Raw genomic sequence first — 18,600 nt, 5'->3', positions numbered from 1 at the left:
GTATCACCCGCCAGCCAGACCTGGCACCGACCGCTCGGAATCGTACGCAGAGTTGCCAGAACGGCGAGGCTTTTGTGGACCGGGCGAAGCTTCGCTTGTCCGCGAAGGCGGTGTTTCAGACGGCGCATTTTCGGTGAACATACCGCCCCCTTCGCGGACAAGTCCGCTCCCACAGATAGTGAGTTTCAACTTTAGGTCGAGCGAATCTGTGTATGACGCTGGATAGCCAGACAAAAAAATCCCCGCTGGAGGGCGGGGTTGAGGTTCGAGCGTGGCAGCTCGCAAAGGTGTACGGCCTGGCCCGTCGTGGTGACGGGCCTGGCTGGCTTACAGCAGGATTGTGCGGATGTCCGTCAGCAATTCGCTCAAGCGCTTGGTGAAGCGGGCAGCAGCTGCGCCGTTGATCACGCGGTGATCGTAGGACAGCGACAGCGGCAGCATCAGTTTAGGCTGGAAGGCTTTGCCGTCCCAGACAGGCTGGATGGTTGCCTTGGAAACACCGAGGATCGCCACTTCCGGCGCGTTGACGATCGGCGTGAAGCCGGTGCCGCCAATGTGGCCGAGGCTGGAGATGGTGAAGCACGCGCCCTGCATGTCGTTTGCGGTCAGTTTCTTGCTGCGCGCCTTTTCAGCCAGTACGGCTGCTTCGGCTGCCAGTTGCAGCAGGCTCTTCTGATCGACGTCGCGGATGACCGGGACCAGCAGGCCGTCCGGGGTGTCCACGGCGAAGCCGATGTGCACGTACTTCTTGCGGATCACAGCCTTGCCGCTGGGTGCCAGCGAAGCGTTGAAGTCCGGCAGTTCCTTGAGCAGATGCGCACAAGCCTTGAGCAGCAGCGGCAGCACGGTCAGCTTGACGCCAGCTTTCTCGGCAGCGCCTTTCTGCGCAACACGGAAAGCTTCCAGGTCGGTGATGTCGGCCTGGTCGAATTGCGTGACGTGCGGGATGTTCAGCCAGCTGCGATGCAGACCCGACGCACCCAGTTGCATCAGGCGAGTCATTGGCACTTCTTCGATTTCGCCAAAACGGCTGAAATCGACTTCCGGAATCGGCGGGATGCCCGAGCCGCCGCTTGCGCCGCCTGCTGGAGCTTCCTTGGCCTTCTGCATCATGGCCTTGACGTAAACCTGAACGTCTTCTTTCAGTACGCGACCGTGCGGGCCGGTGGCGCTGACTGCGCTCAGCTCGACGCCGAACTCGCGTGCCAGCTGACGAACAGCCGGGCCTGCGTGAACCTTGGCGCCGTCTTTGGCCGGTGCGGCCGGAGCGGGTGCAGCTTCGGCTTTAGGTGCAGGAGCAGCGGCCGGAGCAGCGGCTTCAGCCTTGGCCGGTGCGGCGGCCGGTGCGCTGGCGGCAGGCGCCGGTGCAGCAGCAGGCGCTGCGCCTGCGACTTTCAGTTTCAGGATCAGGTCGCCGGTGCCGACTTCCTGGTCCAGCTTGACTTCGATGCTTTCGATAACGCCTGCGGCAGGAGACGGGATCTCCATGCTGGCCTTGTCGGACTCAAGGGTGATCAACGATTGATCAGCCGTGATGCTGTCACCGACCTTGACCATCAGTTCGATGATCTTGGCCTTGCCTGACGAACCGATGTCCGGAACATGAATGTCTTGAACGGTGGCGGCGGCAGCCGGAGCTGGCTCGGCAGCAGCGGGTGCGGCTTCGGCAGGTTTTTCAGCAGCGGCAGGGGCCGCGGCGGCTGCAGGTTCGGCAGCAGGTGCCGGCGCGGCAGAGGCTTCGCCTTCCACTTCCAGCTCGAACAGCTCGTCGCCTTCTTTCAGGCGGTCGCCCAGCTTGACCTTCATGGCCTTGATGACGCCAGCCTTGGGAGCAGGGATTTCCATGCTCGCCTTGTCCGATTCAAGCGTCAGAACGCTCTGGTCGGCTTCGATGCGATCACCGACCTTGACCATCAATTCAATGACTTCGCCTTCACCGTTGCCGATGTCGGGTACGCGAATTAACTCACTCACTATGTCTCTCCTTAGGAGAACCTGTTCACTCACGAATACGCTGGCTCAGTTACAACGAAACAGCCTGGATGCTCATTTACGGTGGGTAAATTCCGCATCCTCGGCTGTTTACGCTCTGATCAGCGCTCTTGAAGCAGAGCCTTTAGCAATCCAGTGGATTGCGTTTTTCAGGATCGATGCCGAACTTGACGATGGCTTCCGCCACGACTTTAGGTTCGATATCGCCACGATCAGCCAAGGCTTCCAGAGCTGCCAGCACAACGAAGTGGCGATCGACTTCAAAGAAGTGACGCAGCTTCTTGCGGCTGTCGCTACGGCCGAAACCGTCGGTGCCCAACACTTTGTATTCCTTGGTCGGAACCCACTGACGAATCTGGTCCGCGAACAGCTTCATGTAGTCCGTCGAGGCAATGACCGGGCCTTTGCGACCGTTGAGGCATTGCTCAACATAGCTCAGTTCCGGCTTCTGGCCCGGGTGCAGGCGGTTGTTGCGCTCTACAGCCAGACCGTCGCGACGCAGTTCGTTGAAGCTGGTCACGCTCCACACGTCAGCACCGATGTTGAACTCGTCGCGGAGAATCTTCGCCGCTTCGCGAACTTCACGCAGGATGGTGCCCGAACCCAGCAACTGGACGTGGTGCGCCGCTTCTCTGGTGTCTTCTTCGAGCAGGTACATGCCCTTGACGATACCTGCCTCGACACCGGCCGGCATGGCTGGCTGCGCGTAGGATTCGTTCATCACGGTCAGGTAGTAGAAAACGTCCTGCTGTTCTTCGAACATCAGGCGCATGCCGTCCTGGATGATCACTGCCAGCTCGTAACCGTACGTCGGGTCGAAGGTGCGGCAGTTCGGGATGGTCGATGCCAGGATGTGGCTGTGACCGTCTTCGTGCTGCAGGCCTTCGCCGTTCAGGGTAGTACGGCCGGCGGTGCCGCCGATCAGGAAGCCACGGGTGCGGCTGTCGCCAGCGGCCCAGGCCAGGTCACCAATGCGCTGGAAACCGAACATCGAGTAGAAGATGTAGAACGGAATCATCGGCTGGTTGTGGCTGGAATACGAAGTACCGGCAGCGATGAAGGAGGACATGGCGCCCGCTTCGTTGATGCCTTCTTCGAGAATCTGGCCTTTCTTGTCTTCGCGATAGAACATCACTTGTTCTTTATCGACTGGCTCGTAGAGCTGGCCGACCGACGAGTAGATGCCCAACTGGCGGAACATGCCTTCCATGCCGAAGGTACGTGCTTCGTCAGGGATGATCGGCACGATGCGCTGACCGACTTCCTTGTCCTTGACCAGTTGCGTCAGGATGCGCACGAAGGCCATGGTGGTAGAAATTTCGCGGTCGCCCGAGCCGTCAAGGATGGCCTTGAGGGTGTCGAGTGGCGGGGTCGGCAGGTTGAAGCTCTTGGCGCGACGCTGCGGTACGAAGCCACCCAGCGCAGCACGACGCTCGCTCAGGTAACGGGCTTCGGCGCTGCCTTCTTCCGGCTTGTAGAACGGCAGGGCTTCAAGCTCTGCGTCCTTGACCGGGATGTCGAAGCGATCACGGAAGTGACGCAGGCTGTCGACATCGACCTTCTTGGTGTTGTGCGCAGTGTTTTTAGCTTCGCCGGCACCGGTGCCATAACCTTTGATGGTCTTGGCCAGAACCACGGTCGGTTGACCCTTGTGGTTGACGGCTTCGTGGTACGCCGCGTAGACCTTGTACGGGTCGTGGCCGCCACGGTTGAGTTTCCAGATTTCGTCGTCGGACAGATCGGCAACCATTGCCTTGAGTTCAGGCGAATTGAAGAAGTGCTCGCGAACGAACGCGCCGTCCTTGGCTTTGTAGTTCTGGTACTCGCCGTCGATTACTTCGTCCATACGACGTTGCAGGATACCGTCGACGTCCTTGGCCAGCAGTGGGTCCCAGAAACGGCCCCAGATGACTTTGGTGACGTTCCATTGCGCGCCACGGAACACGCCTTCCAGTTCCTGGATGATCTTGGCGTTGCCGCGAACCGGGCCGTCGAGGCGCTGCAGGTTGCAGTTGACGACGAAGATCAGGTTGTCGAGCTTCTCGCGACCGGCCAGGGCGATGGCGCCCAGGGATTCCGGTTCGTCGGTCTCGCCGTCACCCAGGAAGCACCAGACTTTCTGCTTGCCTTCCGGAATGTAACCGCGGTGCTCCAGGTACTTCATGAAGCGCGCCTGGTAGATCGCCTGGATCGGGCCAAGGCCCATCGATACCGTCGGGAACTGCCAGAAATCCTTCATCAGCCACGGGTGCGGGTAAGAAGACAGGCCTTTGCCGTCGACTTCCTGACGGAAGTTGTTCATCTGGTCTTCAGTGATGCGGCCTTCGAGGAACGCACGGGCGTAGACGCCTGGCGATGCGTGACCCTGGAAGTAGATCAGGTCGCCGCCGTGTTCGTCGGTCGGGGCCTGGAAGAAGTAGTTGAAGCCGATGTCGTACAGGGTGGCGCTGGAGGCGAAGCTGGAGATGTGGCCGCCCAGATCCGGGTCGCCGATGTTGGTTTTGACAACCATGGCCAATGCGTTCCAGCGCACCAGCGAGCGAATGCGGCGTTCCATGAACAGGTCGCCAGGCATGCGTGCTTCGTGGGTGACAGGAATCGTGTTGCGGTATGGCGTGGTGATGGCGTACGGCAGCTGCGAACCACTACGGGTGGCCAGCTCGCCCAGACGGGTCATCAGGTAGTGAGCGCGGTCTTCGCCTTCTTTGTCGAGAACCGATTCCAGGGCGTCCAGCCATTCCTGGGTTTCGACGGGATCGAGGTCTTGCATGGCTTGCTCCAGGGCGGAAAGGCTTCCAGAATCGGTTGCCTGAGTTTGCGACTGGCCTTGTGGGCAGACGACATAAATTCTTGGATTACCGGAGGGTGGGATCCGGCGGCGTGTAGTTTTACTACAAATCGACGACGATTTCAGCCCTCCGAGTATCGGACCCAGTAGTAAAACTACAGAGAAGCGACTCAATCGCTCCTGTTGTCTTGTAACTTAAAACGTTACTGTTGATCGCTATTGAATATCTTGCAGGGAAAAAACGGATTTTTATGCTTCTAATTTGATTTTTCCAGCAATTTATAACCTTTGTTCGACAAGCGGTGCTGGCAGACGTATCTCGCCGTCATGGCGAGCGGCCGTTTGCACGCCGATCAAGGATAGACCATGAGCCTACCTTCACTGGCCGATTTTCCGGCTATTTTGCTGCCGTTTATTACCCGTGCCCGGCAAACCTGGCGCACCGCCCTGACTGAATTGTCCGCTGAAGCGCTGGCGTCTTTCGAGGCCTGGCCCGAGGCACGCCGCACGGCATTTGACCGGGTGTGCGCGGCCAGCGACTTTGTTACTGAGCAAATCTGCCGCGATCCGCAGATGCTCCTGCAGCTGGCCGGTTCGGGCGAGCTGGAGCGTAGCTTTTCTGTCGGCGAGTTGCGCGGGCAAATTGCCGATGCGCTGTCGAGCGCCGTCACCGAGGACGAGCTGGGGCGTAATCTACGTCGGCAGCGCGCACGCCAGCAAGTGCGAATCATCTGGCGCGATCTGACCCGTCAGGCAGATTTGATCGAAACCTGCCGCGATCTATCTGAAATGGCCGATGCTTCGATCGACCTTGCCTACCAATGGCTCTATCCGCGCCATTGTCAGCAGTTCGGTACGCCGACCGGTCGCCATTGCGGCCTGCCGCAACAGATGGTCATTCTCGGCATGGGCAAACTCGGCGCGGTCGAGCTGAACCTGTCGTCGGACATCGACCTGATTTTTGCCTACCCGGAAGGCGGCGAGACGGTCGGCACCAAGCGTGCATTGGACAATCAGGAGTTTTTCATTCGCCTGGGCCAGCGGCTGATCAAGGCGCTGGACCCGGTGACGGTTGACGGCTTTGTGTTCCGCGTTGACATGCGCCTGCGGCCCTACGGTTCATCCGGGGCGCTGGTGCTCAGCTTCAATGCGCTGGAGCAGTATTACCAGGATCAGGGCCGCGACTGGGAACGCTACGCGATGATCAAGGCGCGGGTGGTCGGCGGTGATCTGGCGGCGGGTGCCGAATTGCTGGAAATGCTGCGCCCGTTTGTGTATCGCCGCTACCTGGATTTCTCGGCCATCGAAGCGCTGCGCACCATGAAGCAGTTGATTCAGCAGGAAGTGAAACGCAAGGGCATGGCGGAAAACATCAAGCTGGGTGCTGGCGGAATTCGCGAAGTCGAGTTTATCGCCCAGGCGTTCCAGTTGATCCACGGTGGCCGCGACCTGAGCCTGCAACAGCGTCCGCTGTTCAACGTGCTGAAAACCCTCGAAGGGCAGGGCTATCTGCCTTCGGCGGTGACCGAAGAGCTGCGCGAAGGCTACGAATTTCTGCGTTACACCGAGCACGCCATTCAGGCGATTGCCGACCGCCAGACGCAAATGCTGCCTGACAACGAGCAGGATCAGGCGCGCATCGCCCTGATCATGGGCTTTGCCGACTGGGCCAGCTTTCACGAGCGCCTCATGTACTGGCGCAGCCGGGTGTCCTGGCATTTTCGTCAGGTCATCGCCGATCCCGATTCTGATCCGGACGACGAGCTGCAGGACGACAGTGAAGTGGTTGTGGGCGGCGAGTGGCTGCCCTTGTGGGAAGAGTCCCAGGATGAAGACGCAGCAGGCCGTCAGTTGTTGCAGGCAGGTTTCGTCGATACTGGCAAAGCGCTTAAAAGTCTGGCCGACCTGCGCAGCAGTCCGAATCTGCGCTCGATGCAACGCCTGAGCCGTGAACGTCTGGATGCCTTCATTCCCCGGCTGCTGGCGCAGGCGGTGGAGCATGAAAAGCCCGATCTGGTGCTGGAACGGGTGTTGCCGTTGGTGGAGGCCGTTGCCCGGCGCTCGGCGTATCTGGTGCTGCTCACTGAAAACCCTGATGCGCTGCGCCAGTTACTGACCCTGTGCGCCGCCAGCCCATGGATCGCCGAACAGATCGCGCGCTTCCCGCTGCTGCTCGATGAATTGCTCAATGAAGGTCGTCTGTTCAATCCGCCGTTGGCACCGGAACTGGCGGCTGAGCTGCGTGAGCGGCTGGTGCGTATTCCTGAGGACGACCTCGAGCAGCAAATGGAGGCCCTGCGCCACTTCAAGCTGGCGCACAGCCTGCGGGTCGCGGCTTCCGAGATATCCGGCAGCCTGCCATTGATGAAAGTCAGTGATTACCTGACCTGGCTGGCCGAAGCGATTCTGGATCAGGTGCTGGCCCTGGCGTGGCGCTACAGCGTGGCCCGTCACGGCACGCCCTCCCGGCCCGACGGCACATTGTGCGATCCGGGTTTTGTGATTGTCGGTTATGGCAAGGTCGGCGGCATCGAGCTGGGTCACGGCTCCGATCTGGATCTGGTGTTCATCCATGATGGCGATCTGCAGACCGAGACCGACGGCGCCAAACCTATCGACAGTGCGCAGTTTTTCACCCGGCTGGGGCAGCGGGTGATCCATTTACTCACCACGCAAACCAACTCCGGTCAGTTGTATGACGTCGATATGCGCCTGCGCCCCTCCGGTGCATCCGGGCTGCTGGTCAGCTCGCTGGGTGCCTTTGCCCGCTATCAGGCCAATGAAGCCTGGACCTGGGAGCATCAGGCGCTGGTCCGCGCGCGCGTGCTGACCGGTAGCCGTGATGTGGGTGAGCAGTTCGAGAAAGTCCGGGCCGATGTGCTGGGTCGCGAACGTGATCTGGACACCCTGCGTGCCGAAGTCAGCGAGATGCGCGCGAAGATGCGTGACAACCTCGGCACCCGGCTGACGGCGGCGGGCAGGGCGGCCAATGCCTTCGAGGCGTCGGTGCCATTCGACCTCAAGCAGGACGCCGGTGGTATCGTCGATATCGAATTTATGGTGCAATACGCCGCCTTGGCGTGGTCCAGAGAGCATCCCGCGCTGTTGCAACACACCGATAACATCCGGATTCTCGAAGGGCTTGAAGAGGCCGGGCTGTTGCCGGATGTGGACGCCAGCCTGTTGCGCGAAGCCTACAAGGCGTACCGCTCGGCGGCGCACCGTCAGGCCCTGCAGAAGCAGGCGGGCGTGGTCGGCGGCGATCAGTTTCATGCCCAGCGGCGTGAGGTGATGCGGATCTGGGCGCAAATGGGATTGAGCTGAGCCGCAAGGCCGCGCCGTATTCCGCTGCGCCGCTATATAAAGCTATGACAGGGAGGCGACAGGTTGTGTGGGAATGTCACGCAGTCTGCTCGGCCTCCCTGATCGTTTCTGGTCGTTTTTGGATGAAACATGAAAATTCTGATCGTTGGGCCTAGCTGGGTCGGTGACATGGTGATGGCGCAAACGCTGTTCCAGTGCCTGAAACAGCGTCATCCCGAGTGCGAAATCGACGTGTTGGCCCCTGAATGGAGCCGTCCGATACTGGAGCGCATGCCAGAGGTTCGCGCTGCGCTCAGCTTTCCGCTTGGTCACGGTGCGCTTGAACTGGCGACCCGTCGGCGCATCGGCAAGTCCCTCGCTGGCCAGTACGACCAGGCCATTCTGCTGCCCAACTCGCTGAAATCCGCGCTGGTGCCGTTTTTCGCCGGTATCCCGAAACGCACTGGCTGGCGCGGTGAATTTCGTTACGGCCTGCTCAATGACGTGCGCACCCTGGACAAGCAGCGCTACCCGCTGATGATCGAGCGTTTCATGGCGTTGGCCTTCGACAAGGGCACCGAGCTGCCACGTCCTTACCCTCAGCCCAGCCTGCGCATCGACTCCACGACGCGCGATGCGGCCTTGGGCAAGTTTGGCCTTAGCCTCGACCGTCCGGTGCTGGCGCTGTGCCCTGGCGCCGAGTTCGGCGAGTCCAAGCGCTGGCCGGCCGAGCACTACGCGCAAGTGGCCGAAGCCAGCATTCGTGAAGGCTGGCAGGTCTGGCTGTTCGGTTCTAAAAAAGATCATCCGGTCGGTGAGAGCATTCGGCAGGAACTGATCCCCGGCCTGCGTGAAGAGTCCGTCAACCTCAGCGGCGACACCTCGCTGGCCGAAGCCATCGACCTGCTGTCGTGTGCCGACGCCGTGGTGTCCAACGATTCGGGCCTGATGCATGTGGCCGCCGCGCTGAATCGCCCGCTGGTGGCGGTCTACGGTTCCACATCGCCAGGCTTCACGCCGCCGCTGGCCGACGAAGTCGAAGTGGTCCGCCTGGGCCTGGAATGCAGCCCCTGTTTCGAGCGTACCTGCCGTTTCGGCCATTACAACTGCATGCGTCTGCTTGAGCCGGACGCCGTGATTCAGGCTCTGACCCGCCTGAGCAGCACTCCGGTCGAGGTCGCCTGATTTTGCGGGTACTGCTGATCAAGACGTCTTCACTGGGTGATGTGATCCATGCCTTGCCGGCGCTGACCGATGCGGCCCGGGCCTTGCCCGGCATCCGCTTTGACTGGGTGGTCGAGGAAGGTTTCGCCGAAATTCCCGCCTGGCATCCGGCGGTCGATGCGGTCATCCCGGTCGCGATCCGCCGCTGGCGCAAAAACCTCTGGCAAACCTTCCGCTCAGGCGAATGGCGGCGCTTCAAGGCGCGTGTCCGCGAGCAGCGTTATGATCTGGTGATCGACGCTCAAGGCCTGTTCAAGAGTGCCTGGCTGACGCGCTACATTGATGCGCCGGTGGCGGGTCTGGACCGCGATTCGGCACGCGAGCCGGTGGCCAGTCGCTTTTATGACCGTGCCTTGCCGGTGGCACGCGGGCAGCATGCCGTCGAACGGCTGCGTCAGTTGTTTGCCCAGGCGCTGGGCTATCCGCTGCCGTCCGGTATGGGCGATTACGGGCTCAAGCCACTGGCGGCTCTGGACGACACGTTGCAGGCACCGTTTGTGCTGTTTTTGCACGGTACAACGTGGGACACCAAGCATTGGCCCGAGCTTTACTGGCGTCAACTGGCCGAATTGATGGTCGCACGTGGCTTGCATGTGCAGTTGCCGTGGGGCAATCCGACCGAAAAAGCGCGTGCCGAACGCATCGCCGAAGGTCTGGAGAGCGCCCATGTGCTGCCGAAACTGAACCTGGCGGGCGTCGCGCGGGTACTGGCCAGCGCGCAGGCCTGCGTAGCGGTCGATACCGGCATCGGGCACCTGGCCGCAGCGCTGGATGTGCCGACTGTCTCTCTCTTCGGCCCGACCAATCCGGGCCTGACCGGGGCCTACGGCAAGTCGCAGGTGCATCTGGCCAGCGACTATCCGGGCTGCACGCCGTGCCTGCAAAAGAAATGCACCTACCAACCGAGCGCCGACGATCAGCGCCGGTTCGACCTTAAGCGCGAGTGGCCGTTGTGCTTCACTCGCTTGAATCCCGAGCGAGTAGCGAGCCAACTGGGCGCGCTGTTGCTGGCAAAGGAACCTGGCTGATGCAACTGGCTTTTGTACTCTACAAATACTTTCCATTTGGCGGCCTGCAACGCGATTTCATGCGCATTGCGCTGGAATGTCAGCAGCGCGGCCATCAAATTCGCGTTTACACGCTGATCTGGGAAGGCGACGTGCCGCCCGGTTTTGAAGTGCTGGTGGCTCCGGTCAAGGCGTTCTTCAATCACCGGCGCAACGAAAAGCTCACTGCGTGGATGGAAGCGGACCTGGCTGTACGCCCGGTGGACCGTCTGATCGGTTTCAACAAGATGCCAGGGCTGGACGTGTATTACGCCGCTGACGGTTGTTTCGAGGACAAGGCGCAAAACCTGCGCAGCCCGCTGTATCGCAAGTGGGGACGGTATCGCCATTTCGCCGATTACGAGCGCGCCGTGTTCGCCAGGGACTCGAAAACCCAGGTCTTGATGATCTCCGAAGTGCAGCAACCGCTGTTCATCAAACATTACGACACCCCGTTGTCGCGCTTCCACCTGCTGCCACCGGGCATTTCCCAGGACCGTCGCGCACCGCCAGACGCTGCCGCCATTCGCGCCGACTTTCGCAAGGAGTTCGGCCTTGCCGACGATGACCGGTTATTGGTGCAAATCGGCTCCGGTTTCAAGACCAAGGGCGTAGATCGCAGCCTGAAAGCACTTGCGGCTTTGCCGGCAAACATGAAGAAACACACTCGCTTGTTTGTAATCGGCCAGGACGACCCCAAAGTATTCCAGTTGCAGAGCGCTGCGCTGGGGTTGGGCGATCAGGTGACGTTCATGAAAGGGCGCAGCGATATTCCGCGCTTCCTGCTCGGTGCCGACTTGCTGATCCACCCGGCCTACAACGAAAACACCGGCACGGTATTGCTCGAAGCACTGGTGGCCGGGCTGCCGGTACTGGTCAGCGCAGTGTGTGGTTACGCCCATTATATTGCCGAGGCCGATTGCGGGCGGGTTCTGGATGAGCCGTTCGATCAGGTGCAGCTCAATCGCTATTTGACCGACATGCTTCAGGATGATGCTGCACGCGGCGCCTGGAGTCGCAACGGTCTGGCCTTTGCTGACACAGCAGACCTTTACAGCATGCCGCAACACGCTGCGGATGTGATTCTGGCGGAGCACTATTGATGAAGTTGTTCCTTGCTGAACCGTTCAAGAGCCTGTGGGCCGGGCGCGATGCATTCGCTGAGGTCGAGGGCCTGAGCGGTGAGGTCTACCGCGAGCTGGAAGGACGTCGCACGCTGCGCACCGAAGTTGACGGGCGTGGCTACTTCGTCAAGATCCACCGCGGCATCGGCTGGGGCGAAATTGCCAAGAACCTGGCAACCGCCAAATTGCCGGTGCTGGGGGCAGGCAAGGAATGGGACGCCATCGAGCGTCTGCATGAGGTCGGTGTGCCGACCATGACCGCTGTAGCGTACGGCGAGCGTGGCAGCAACCCCGCCGCGCAGCACTCGTTTATCGTCACCGAAGAGTTGGCACCGACCACCAGCCTGGAGGACGTCAGCCTCAACTGGCGCACCGAGCCACCCGAGCCGCGCCTGAAAAGGGCGTTCATTGCCGAAGTCGCCAGACTGGTCGGGATGATGCACCGGGCTGGCGTCAACCATCGCGATTGTTACATCTGTCATTTTCTGTTGCACACCGACAAGCCGGTGACCGCTGACGATTTCAGGCTGTCGGTAATCGATCTGCACCGTGCCCAGACGCGTCGGGCGATCACGCCACGCTGGCGCAACAAGGACCTTGCGGCGCTGTACTTCTCGGCGCTGGACATCGGCCTGACCCGGCGCGACAAGCTGCGTTTTCTCAAGGACTATTTTCAGCTGCCGCTACGCGAGATTCTGCTCAAGGAAGCCGCGCTGCTGACCTGGCTGGATAAAAAAGCCGACAAGTTGTATCAGCGTAAAGTGCGCTACGGGGATGCGCTCTGATGGCGGGTTGGAACCTTGAGCCGGAGTACACTTCTCTGGCGCGGGACTTCGGAAGCCTGGACGCCGTGTTCGCCTTGCAGGGCCAGCAGTTGACCCGTGATCCGCTTTCCGATGTCATCCGTGTCGAGCGTGCCGGCGTCTACTATTTCGTCAAACGCTACGTGGGCGCGGGCAAAGGCCTGCGCCGTTACATGGGCAAGCCCAGAGTCAAGTCCGAGTGGCAGAACCTCAAGCGCTTCGCCAAATGGGGCATTCCAACGGCCGAAGTTGTGGCCTGGGGGCTGGAGCGCAATGGCGCAGCGTACGATCGCGGCGCACTGATCACGCGTGGCTTGCCGAACACCGAAGACTTGTCGGCGCTGGCGCAACGCAAGGACCCGCGACTGGCCGATCGCCAGTGGGTCGATGGCATCAGCCGTCAGTTGGCGGCTTATACCCGGATCATGCACGACAACCATTTCACACATAACGATTTGAAATGGCGCAATCTGCTGGTCGATAACGAAGACAGACTGTTTTTCATCGATTGCCCCAACGGCGCATTCTGGTGGAGCTTCATGCTGCGCTACCGGATCACCAAAGATCTGGCGTGCCTGGACAAGGTTGCCAAGTATCATCTGTCGGCCACCCAGCGCCTGCGCTTCTACTTGCAGTACCGTCAGCGAGCGCGTTTGAACGCCGCCGACAAAAAACGAATTCGACACATCGTCAGCTTTTTCGAGGGCCGTGAATGAGCGTTTTTATTGCCAGTGCCGATCAGCCTTTGCTGATGCGTCACGACCTGGCTGATTTTGAATCGCTTTGGAATATCCGGCTCGATGCAGTCGATGAGCCCAACACCGGTCGAGGTGGCTGGAGCAGTGTGTTTCGCCTTGATCTGGACGGCCAGGGTTTCTACCTCAAGCGCCAGAGCAATTACCTGACGCACACGTTGCATCACCCGTTTGGCGAGCCTTCGTTTTCGCGTGAGTTTCGTAATATCAGCCGCTACCGCAAGCTGGGTATTCCGGCGCTGCAAGCGGTGTTTTACGGCGAGCGCAAGGTCGACGGTGAGCGCCGTGCAATCCTGATGACCCGCGCGCTGGATGGCTGGACCGATCTCGATGAGCTGTTGCAGCAATGGAGCGCGCTGGCCTCGGAGCAGCGTTCGGGGATACTTCAGGCCTGTGGTCTTCTTGCACGTACGCTGCATGGTGCGGGGCAGGTGCACGGCTGCTTCTACCCCAAGCATATTTTTCTTCAGGCGGTTGGCGCGGGCTATCAGGCGCAGTTGATCGATCTTGAGAAAACGCGCCCGGTGATCTTCGGCAAGCGTGACCTGGCCAGGGATCTGGAGCCGCTGCTGCGGCGTGCCCAGGTATGGAATGACGCCGAGCGGCGCGAGCTGTTGGCGGCTTACCTGCAAGCCACGCCCGACAGCCTGCTGGTCGACGCCTGGAGCGGGCGTCTGGGCAAGCGCAGCGCTCACAAACGTGACCTTCAACACCGATGATTTCAACACCGACGATAAAGAGACCCGTTGATGCGCTTGTCTGAACTCAAGAACGCGGGACGCACCCCCGAGTTGCCGATGAGCCTGACGCTGGCCGATGCGGCCGGCCCGGCCAAGTTGCAATTGCTGAGCTTGCTGCGCGTGTTGCCGGGGCAGCGTTATGTGGGGGCCGGTGTGTGGCGAGGCAGAACCGTGCTGGCAAAACTGCTGGTTGGCGACAAGGCCGCCCGGCACTTTCAGCGTGAACTGGCCGGGGTGCGTCTGCTTGCCGAGCAAGGCTTGACCACACCGCTGTTGCTGGCCGACGGCTTGCAGGAAGGCGAAGGTGGCTGGCTGTTGTTCGAGTTTCTGGAGCAGGCGTCAAGTTTGGGCGATGCCTGGACTGAGGTTGAGGAACTGCCGCCTCTGGCCGACGAGCAGCAAGCGGTGCTCGGCGAGGCGCTGACCGCCATCGCTCAGCAGCACGCCAAAGGCTTGTGGCAGGAAGATCTGCACCTGGACAATCTGCTGCGTCATAAGGGGCAGCTGTACCTGATTGATGGGGCGGGTATTCGCGCCGAGCAGGCCGGCAAGCCGTTGTCGCGGCAAAAGGTGCTGGAAAACCTCGGGGTATTCTTTGCTCAGTTGCCCAAGGCTTTCGAGCCGTTCACGGAAGAGCTGCTGGTGCATTATCTGCTGAGCAACGGCGAACATGGTTTGCCGATGGAGGCGCTGCAACGGCAGATCGACAAGGTTCGCAGCTGGCGGCTCAAGGATTTTCTCGGCAAGACCGTGCGCGATTGCAGCCTGTTCAGCGTCGAGGACACCGCATCGGTGTTTCGCGCCATTCGCCGCAACGAAGAAGCGGCTATGCTGCCGGTGCTTGAGCAGGCTGACGCCTTGCTCGGCAAAGGGCACTTGTACAAGACCGGTGGCGCGGCGAGCGTGGGGCGGGTCGAGGCCAGCGGTCGCACGCTGGTCATCAAACGTTACAACATCAAGAATTTCAGCCACTGGCTCAAGCGCTTCTGGCGCCCGAGTCGCGCCTGGCATTCGTGGCGCGAAGGCAATCGCCTGATGTTTCTCGGCATCGCCACGCCCAAACCGCTGGCGGTTCAGGAGCGGCGCTTCCTTGGTTTGCGCAGCAAAGCCTGGCTGGTCACCGAGTTTATCGACGGGCCGGACATCATCGAGCGCTTCGCGCCCTATGTCGAAAGCGGTGATGCACCTGAGGCCGAGTTGCTGGCCCTGGACACGCTGTTCGCACAACTTATCCAGGCGCGCATCAGCCATGGCGACTTCAAAGGGCACAACCTGTTCTGGCACAAGGACCGCTGGGCGATGATCGACCTGGATGCCATGCAACAGCACAGTTCGCAATCGTCCTTTGCAGCAGCCTACGCGCGTGACCGGGCGCGCTTCATGCGTAACTGGCCAGTGCACAGCGCGCTGCACCAGAAGCTGGAGCAGCGCTTGCCGAAGATCGAGCCGGCCTGAGGCTGAGGCTGCGCGTCAGCCTACCCGCGTCAGGTTCATCTCCTCCAGCGCCGCTACCAGCGCGTCCATGTCATCAAAGGGTTTGAGGTGGATGCGCGGCCAGCGCACGCGCTCCAGGTACAGCTTGCCCTCGGCATTGACCAGCACCGGCGTGCGGTGAATCCAGGTGTCGCGAGCGCGGTGGACAATGGTCAGCAGATTGCCCTCACTCTCTTCCACCAGAAACAATCCCGGTCTGGCCAGTCGCTGTTCGAGGGTAACAGGCTGGGGTGGCCGAATGGCATCCTTCGCACGCGGTATTTCTATCTCCACTCGATAATCGCCTTTGATGTGTACTTTGGTTCTCGAGATGTCTGCCGAGACCAGCTCCCCCAGGTCGTGCATGACACCCTTCGACTGCCCCGGTGCCACGTCGATAACCCGCAGGCCGATGCCGCCTTCCAGCTCGGCGATACCAGGCACGACGCCTTGATAGACATTGGAATGGCTGTTGCCGACCAGCGCGATCCACTTGTGTGAGCCCATGACGTCCTGATGCCTGCGCAGGGTGCGCGACGCAAAGTAGTTCATCATTTGCTGACGGGTGATTGAACCATCGTTGTCAAGGCCACTAAGGTGGTAGCTGGCTGCGCAGTCGATGGCGCGGACTTCCATGCCGTGCTGCTGCGCCTTGATGACCAGTTGCTCAAAGGTGTAAACCTTGTCCGGGTCGGTGCGATGGCCCCGATCCAGCACTTTCAGGTCGTGAAGCAGGGTTTTGCTCATTTGCCCTGTTTCGAAAAAGCGATCCAGATCCGCCTGATGCAAGTCGGTGAGCAAGTGCTCCATGTACAGCGTTCGTACGTTTTGCTGCGACAGCAACGGCAGGTTGTCGATGATCATTTTCTTGCTGGCGACCGAAAAATGCGACTCGCCGATCACGATGCCATCGGTGTGCTGGTACAGCGTTTCAAACAGCTGCGCCGTGGTCGTCCGAGGGTTGACGGCCGGCATCGTCGGACGAGGCGGCAACTGTACAGCGCTGATCAAGGCCGCATCCTGTTGCAGCTTTTTGCGGTGCAGGGCGAATACGTTGCGAACAGTTTCGTACTGGCTTTCTTCAAAGAAATACTCCATGTCGAGCCCCCTTCTTTCGAAGTTCGCCAGCGTATGAAGCGTTGTTCGAGTGTCCAGTGGCATCTCATAGACAGGGTCGGTCAGGGATTGCTGGATTGCCGTCATCGGGCTGTCTGCGGGCCAGTCCTCAGGCGCGATCCACCGCCAGGCACCGTCCTCGTCACGGATGAATCCGTACTGGCCGGCCCAGCGTTCGCCCCCGGCACCGGCAGATTGGCCCCTCAGTTCTCTGAGCAGCATGTCGTCCAGTTTGGTACCGTGCGGGTGAGGCGCCTGGGGCACAATCAGCGTCGGATCGGAAAACGCAATCGTGAAGTCGCAGCGGGCCTGCGTGCCCTCGCGTGGCAGTTCGCCTGTGCCTTTAGTGATGCGCGTCGGCCGGCCTGCCGGGATGTCGCGGACATGCACACTGACCACGCCCTGCATTTCGGCAATGCCTAATACCCCGTCGTGGGTCGTGGCCAGCTTCTGGTCGAGCAAGGCAACCCAGCGTTTTGTCGGCGCGGATGCGACATCGCTGCTGATGAGCGTATGGCCGAAAAAATTGCTCATTTTTTGTACTGCAGTCGTGTCGTTGGCTGCGCTCAATACCGGATGGTCCAGAAACGGGTAGCTGATCGACGAGCTGAACGGTCGCACCTCGATACCATAGCGATGCGCTGCCTTGATGAGGTGGTAATAGTCGTAGTCGGTGCTGGAATTGTTCAGCGTCCCGCGGTTGAGATCGTGCAGGTAATGCTTGAGTTCGTGCGAGCCTGAGCGGCTCTTTTTGCCCAGTTGACGATACCTGGCCAGTTTAGACAGGTGCTTGTCGGTCAGCAGGTGCTCGATATACAGAATCTTGACACGCTGTTCGGCCAGCAGCGGCATGTTGAGTAACAGCAGCCGTTTGCTGGCGACCGACTTCGGTGCTTCACTCAAAACCAGGCCGTTACCCTGCGCGAAGACGTGTTCAATCAGGGTGTCGATGGCAACAGGTGGCGCCAGCGGAGGCAATTGCGGCTTTGGCGGCGGAGAAAAACCGGCGAAAAATGTCCGGGCATCCTCATAAAGCTTTTCCCTGCGCGCCACAAAACTCTGACGCAGATCCACGAAATAGCTCTCAAAGTAAGACTCCATGCCAATCCCGGTCGGGTCGTAGGGCTTGTTGCTCAACACGACATCAAGGCCTGCCTGCATGGCGGCCGGCATTTCGTAGTCGCTCGGAATCGAGCCTGTGCTGGAGCCCGGTGTTTCTTCGGGCAGGTGGGCATGGCTGGAGTCACCTACGCCACCGCCACGCAGACGTCGACGGGCGACAAGCTGCCATTGCCCCTGTTCATCTAGGCGCACCGGCTGCTGGCCAAAAAAGGCGAACGGGTTTTCTGGATCGACAATCTGCCAGCCGCGCAGATGTGTGTCGTAATGGACTTGAAAGGTTCTACCGGACAGCTCGACATAGTGCCGGCCGTTGACCACGCACACGCCTTCTGCATGGCCGGCGACGATACGCGGCACGTCATGCAGGGAAAGGTTGACTGCCAGCTCGATCCGCAGGCCCGAGGGTGCACGAGGCGCAAGGTTGGGCGAGGGGAGCAGGGGTTGCCAGGCACCGCCCGCCTGCCGCGCTGCAAACTGGCCGGTTGCCTTGGGTGGCGCCGATGAGCGATTGGGTACCTGGAAAACCGCAGCGTGTCCGTTGGCATTGGGCCTGCTGATCAGGAATACCTGCTCCTGCAGTTCCACCGGGTACAGGTCCTCGTAGTGCGGCAATGACGACTGTCGCTGGAACGAGCGCAGCACCGGGGCTGACTCACGGTATCCGATCCACGAACCCCACATTTCAAGCCACTGGCTGACGCCTGATGCTGTGCTCCCGTTTTCTTTCAGGAGCCAGCACCATGATGCGACCCGACGCCAAAGTCGAGAAAGTCTACCTCTATCCCAAACCCGTGGATTTCAGAAAATCCATCGATGGCTTAGCTGCTTTGGTCGAGTTGGATATTAAAGTGGCGGTCTTTGATCCGGTGCTCTTTGTCTTTCTCAACAAATCCCGGAATCGAGTGAAGATTTTGTATTGGGAGCGTAACGGCTTCTGCCTTTGGCTCAAGCGTCTCGAGTCCGAGCGTTTCAAAATCTCGCCAGATGATGTCGACGAAGCCATTGTGCTGACGGTTCAGGAATTGAATTGGCTGCTGGATGGATTTGATCTGTGGCGCAACCGTCCTCATAAGATTTTGACTCCAAGGTTTGTTGCCTGACGGGTATAATCCAG

The 18,600-nt window shown here is 60.4% G+C and carries 11 protein-coding genes and 1 pseudogene; 9 read left to right on the top strand and 3 right to left on the bottom strand.

The genetic code is table 11. The annotated features are described in order from the left end of the window. Positions 1–327: 327 nt before the first annotated feature. Both aceF and aceE read right to left on the bottom strand, forming a co-directional pair. Complete coding sequence (gene aceF / locus PSPTO_RS25885; RefSeq protein ID WP_007244575.1) at positions 328–1,974, bottom strand: dihydrolipoyllysine-residue acetyltransferase; 1,647 nt, start codon at positions 1,972–1,974, stop codon at positions 328–330. Positions 1,975–2,116: 142 nt separating this feature from the next. Next, positions 2,117–4,762, bottom strand: coding sequence for a pyruvate dehydrogenase (acetyl-transferring), homodimeric type (gene aceE / locus PSPTO_RS25880; RefSeq protein ID WP_003377141.1), 2,646 nt, complete (start codon positions 4,760–4,762; stop codon positions 2,117–2,119). A gap of 384 nt (positions 4,763–5,146) precedes the next feature. Between aceE and glnE the strand changes: the two genes are divergently transcribed. The 8 genes from glnE (at position 5,147) to PSPTO_RS25840 (ending at position 15,230) form a co-directional block, all read left to right on the top strand. After that, on the top strand, positions 5,147–8,104 hold the full coding sequence (glnE, locus tag PSPTO_RS25875; protein ID WP_005762959.1) for a bifunctional [glutamate--ammonia ligase]-adenylyl-L-tyrosine phosphorylase/[glutamate--ammonia-ligase] adenylyltransferase: 2,958 nt from the start codon (positions 5,147–5,149) through the stop codon (positions 8,102–8,104). A gap of 129 nt (positions 8,105–8,233) precedes the next feature. After that, on the top strand, positions 8,234–9,268 hold the full coding sequence (gene waaF, locus PSPTO_RS25870) for a lipopolysaccharide heptosyltransferase II (protein WP_011105268.1): 1,035 nt from the start codon (positions 8,234–8,236) through the stop codon (positions 9,266–9,268). Positions 9,269–9,270: 2 nt separating this feature from the next. Next, the gene (gene waaC / locus PSPTO_RS25865; protein WP_007244577.1) at positions 9,271–10,335 is read left to right on the top strand and encodes a lipopolysaccharide heptosyltransferase I; all 1,065 of its coding nucleotides are present in this window, start codon (positions 9,271–9,273) and stop codon (positions 10,333–10,335) included. Beyond that, positions 10,335–11,456, top strand: coding sequence for a glycosyltransferase family 4 protein (locus tag PSPTO_RS25860; RefSeq protein ID WP_011105267.1), 1,122 nt, complete (start codon positions 10,335–10,337; stop codon positions 11,454–11,456). The genes waaC and PSPTO_RS25860 overlap by 1 nt, the downstream gene beginning before the upstream one ends. After that, the gene (gene rfaP / locus PSPTO_RS25855; protein WP_005762963.1) at positions 11,456–12,262 is read left to right on the top strand and encodes a lipopolysaccharide core heptose(I) kinase RfaP; all 807 of its coding nucleotides are present in this window, start codon (positions 11,456–11,458) and stop codon (positions 12,260–12,262) included. The genes PSPTO_RS25860 and rfaP overlap by 1 nt, the downstream gene beginning before the upstream one ends. After that, positions 12,262–12,996 (top strand): lipopolysaccharide kinase InaA family protein, encoded by a 735-nt coding sequence (locus PSPTO_RS25850; RefSeq protein WP_007244579.1) that lies wholly within the window; start codon positions 12,262–12,264, stop codon positions 12,994–12,996. Before rfaP ends, PSPTO_RS25850 begins: the two co-directional genes overlap by 1 nt. Next, positions 12,993–13,754 (top strand): lipopolysaccharide kinase InaA family protein, encoded by a 762-nt coding sequence (locus tag PSPTO_RS25845; RefSeq protein ID WP_005762965.1) that lies wholly within the window; start codon positions 12,993–12,995, stop codon positions 13,752–13,754. The genes PSPTO_RS25850 and PSPTO_RS25845 overlap by 4 nt, the downstream gene beginning before the upstream one ends. Positions 13,755–13,784: 30 nt before the next feature. Next, entirely contained in the window at positions 13,785–15,230 is a 1,446-nt protein-coding gene (locus PSPTO_RS25840; RefSeq protein ID WP_011105266.1) for a lipopolysaccharide kinase InaA family protein, read from the top strand. A gap of 15 nt (positions 15,231–15,245) precedes the next feature. On the opposite strand, the pseudogene PSPTO_RS25835 reads toward PSPTO_RS25840, so the two are convergent. Then, positions 15,246–18,125, bottom strand: a pseudogene (locus PSPTO_RS25835) (type III effector); the annotation flags it as partial. Between the two features lie 101 nt (positions 18,126–18,226). Here PSPTO_RS25835 and tnpB point away from each other — a divergent pair. Beyond that, positions 18,227–18,586: an IS66 family insertion sequence element accessory protein TnpB gene (tnpB, locus tag PSPTO_RS25830; RefSeq protein ID WP_003409203.1), complete on the top strand. Its 360-nt coding sequence runs from the start codon at positions 18,227–18,229 to the stop codon at positions 18,584–18,586. Positions 18,587–18,600 lie beyond the last annotated feature (14 nt).

This window comes from Pseudomonas syringae pv. tomato str. DC3000, assembly GCF_000007805.1.
GTDB classification, from domain to species: domain Bacteria; phylum Pseudomonadota; class Gammaproteobacteria; order Pseudomonadales; family Pseudomonadaceae; genus Aquipseudomonas; species Aquipseudomonas avellanae.
The sequence above is the reverse complement of the archived record's forward strand: the minus strand, read 5'-3'. Positions and strand labels throughout refer to the sequence as shown.

Coding starts and splice junctions, on each gene's coding strand:
- aceE (WP_003377141.1), bottom strand. CDS start 4,762: ATGCAAGACCTCGATCCCGTCGAAACCCAGGAATGGCTGGACGCCCTG.
- glnE (WP_005762959.1), top strand. CDS start 5,147: ATGAGCCTACCTTCACTGGCCGATTTTCCGGCTATTTTGCTGCCGTTT.
- waaF (WP_011105268.1), top strand. CDS start 8,234: ATGAAAATTCTGATCGTTGGGCCTAGCTGGGTCGGTGACATGGTGATG.
- PSPTO_RS25860 (WP_011105267.1), top strand. CDS start 10,335: ATGCAACTGGCTTTTGTACTCTACAAATACTTTCCATTTGGCGGCCTG.
- rfaP (WP_005762963.1), top strand. CDS start 11,456: ATGAAGTTGTTCCTTGCTGAACCGTTCAAGAGCCTGTGGGCCGGGCGC.
- PSPTO_RS25850 (WP_007244579.1), top strand. CDS start 12,262: ATGGCGGGTTGGAACCTTGAGCCGGAGTACACTTCTCTGGCGCGGGAC.
- PSPTO_RS25845 (WP_005762965.1), top strand. CDS start 12,993: ATGAGCGTTTTTATTGCCAGTGCCGATCAGCCTTTGCTGATGCGTCAC.
- PSPTO_RS25840 (WP_011105266.1), top strand. CDS start 13,785: ATGCGCTTGTCTGAACTCAAGAACGCGGGACGCACCCCCGAGTTGCCG.
- tnpB (WP_003409203.1), top strand. CDS start 18,227: ATGATGCGACCCGACGCCAAAGTCGAGAAAGTCTACCTCTATCCCAAA.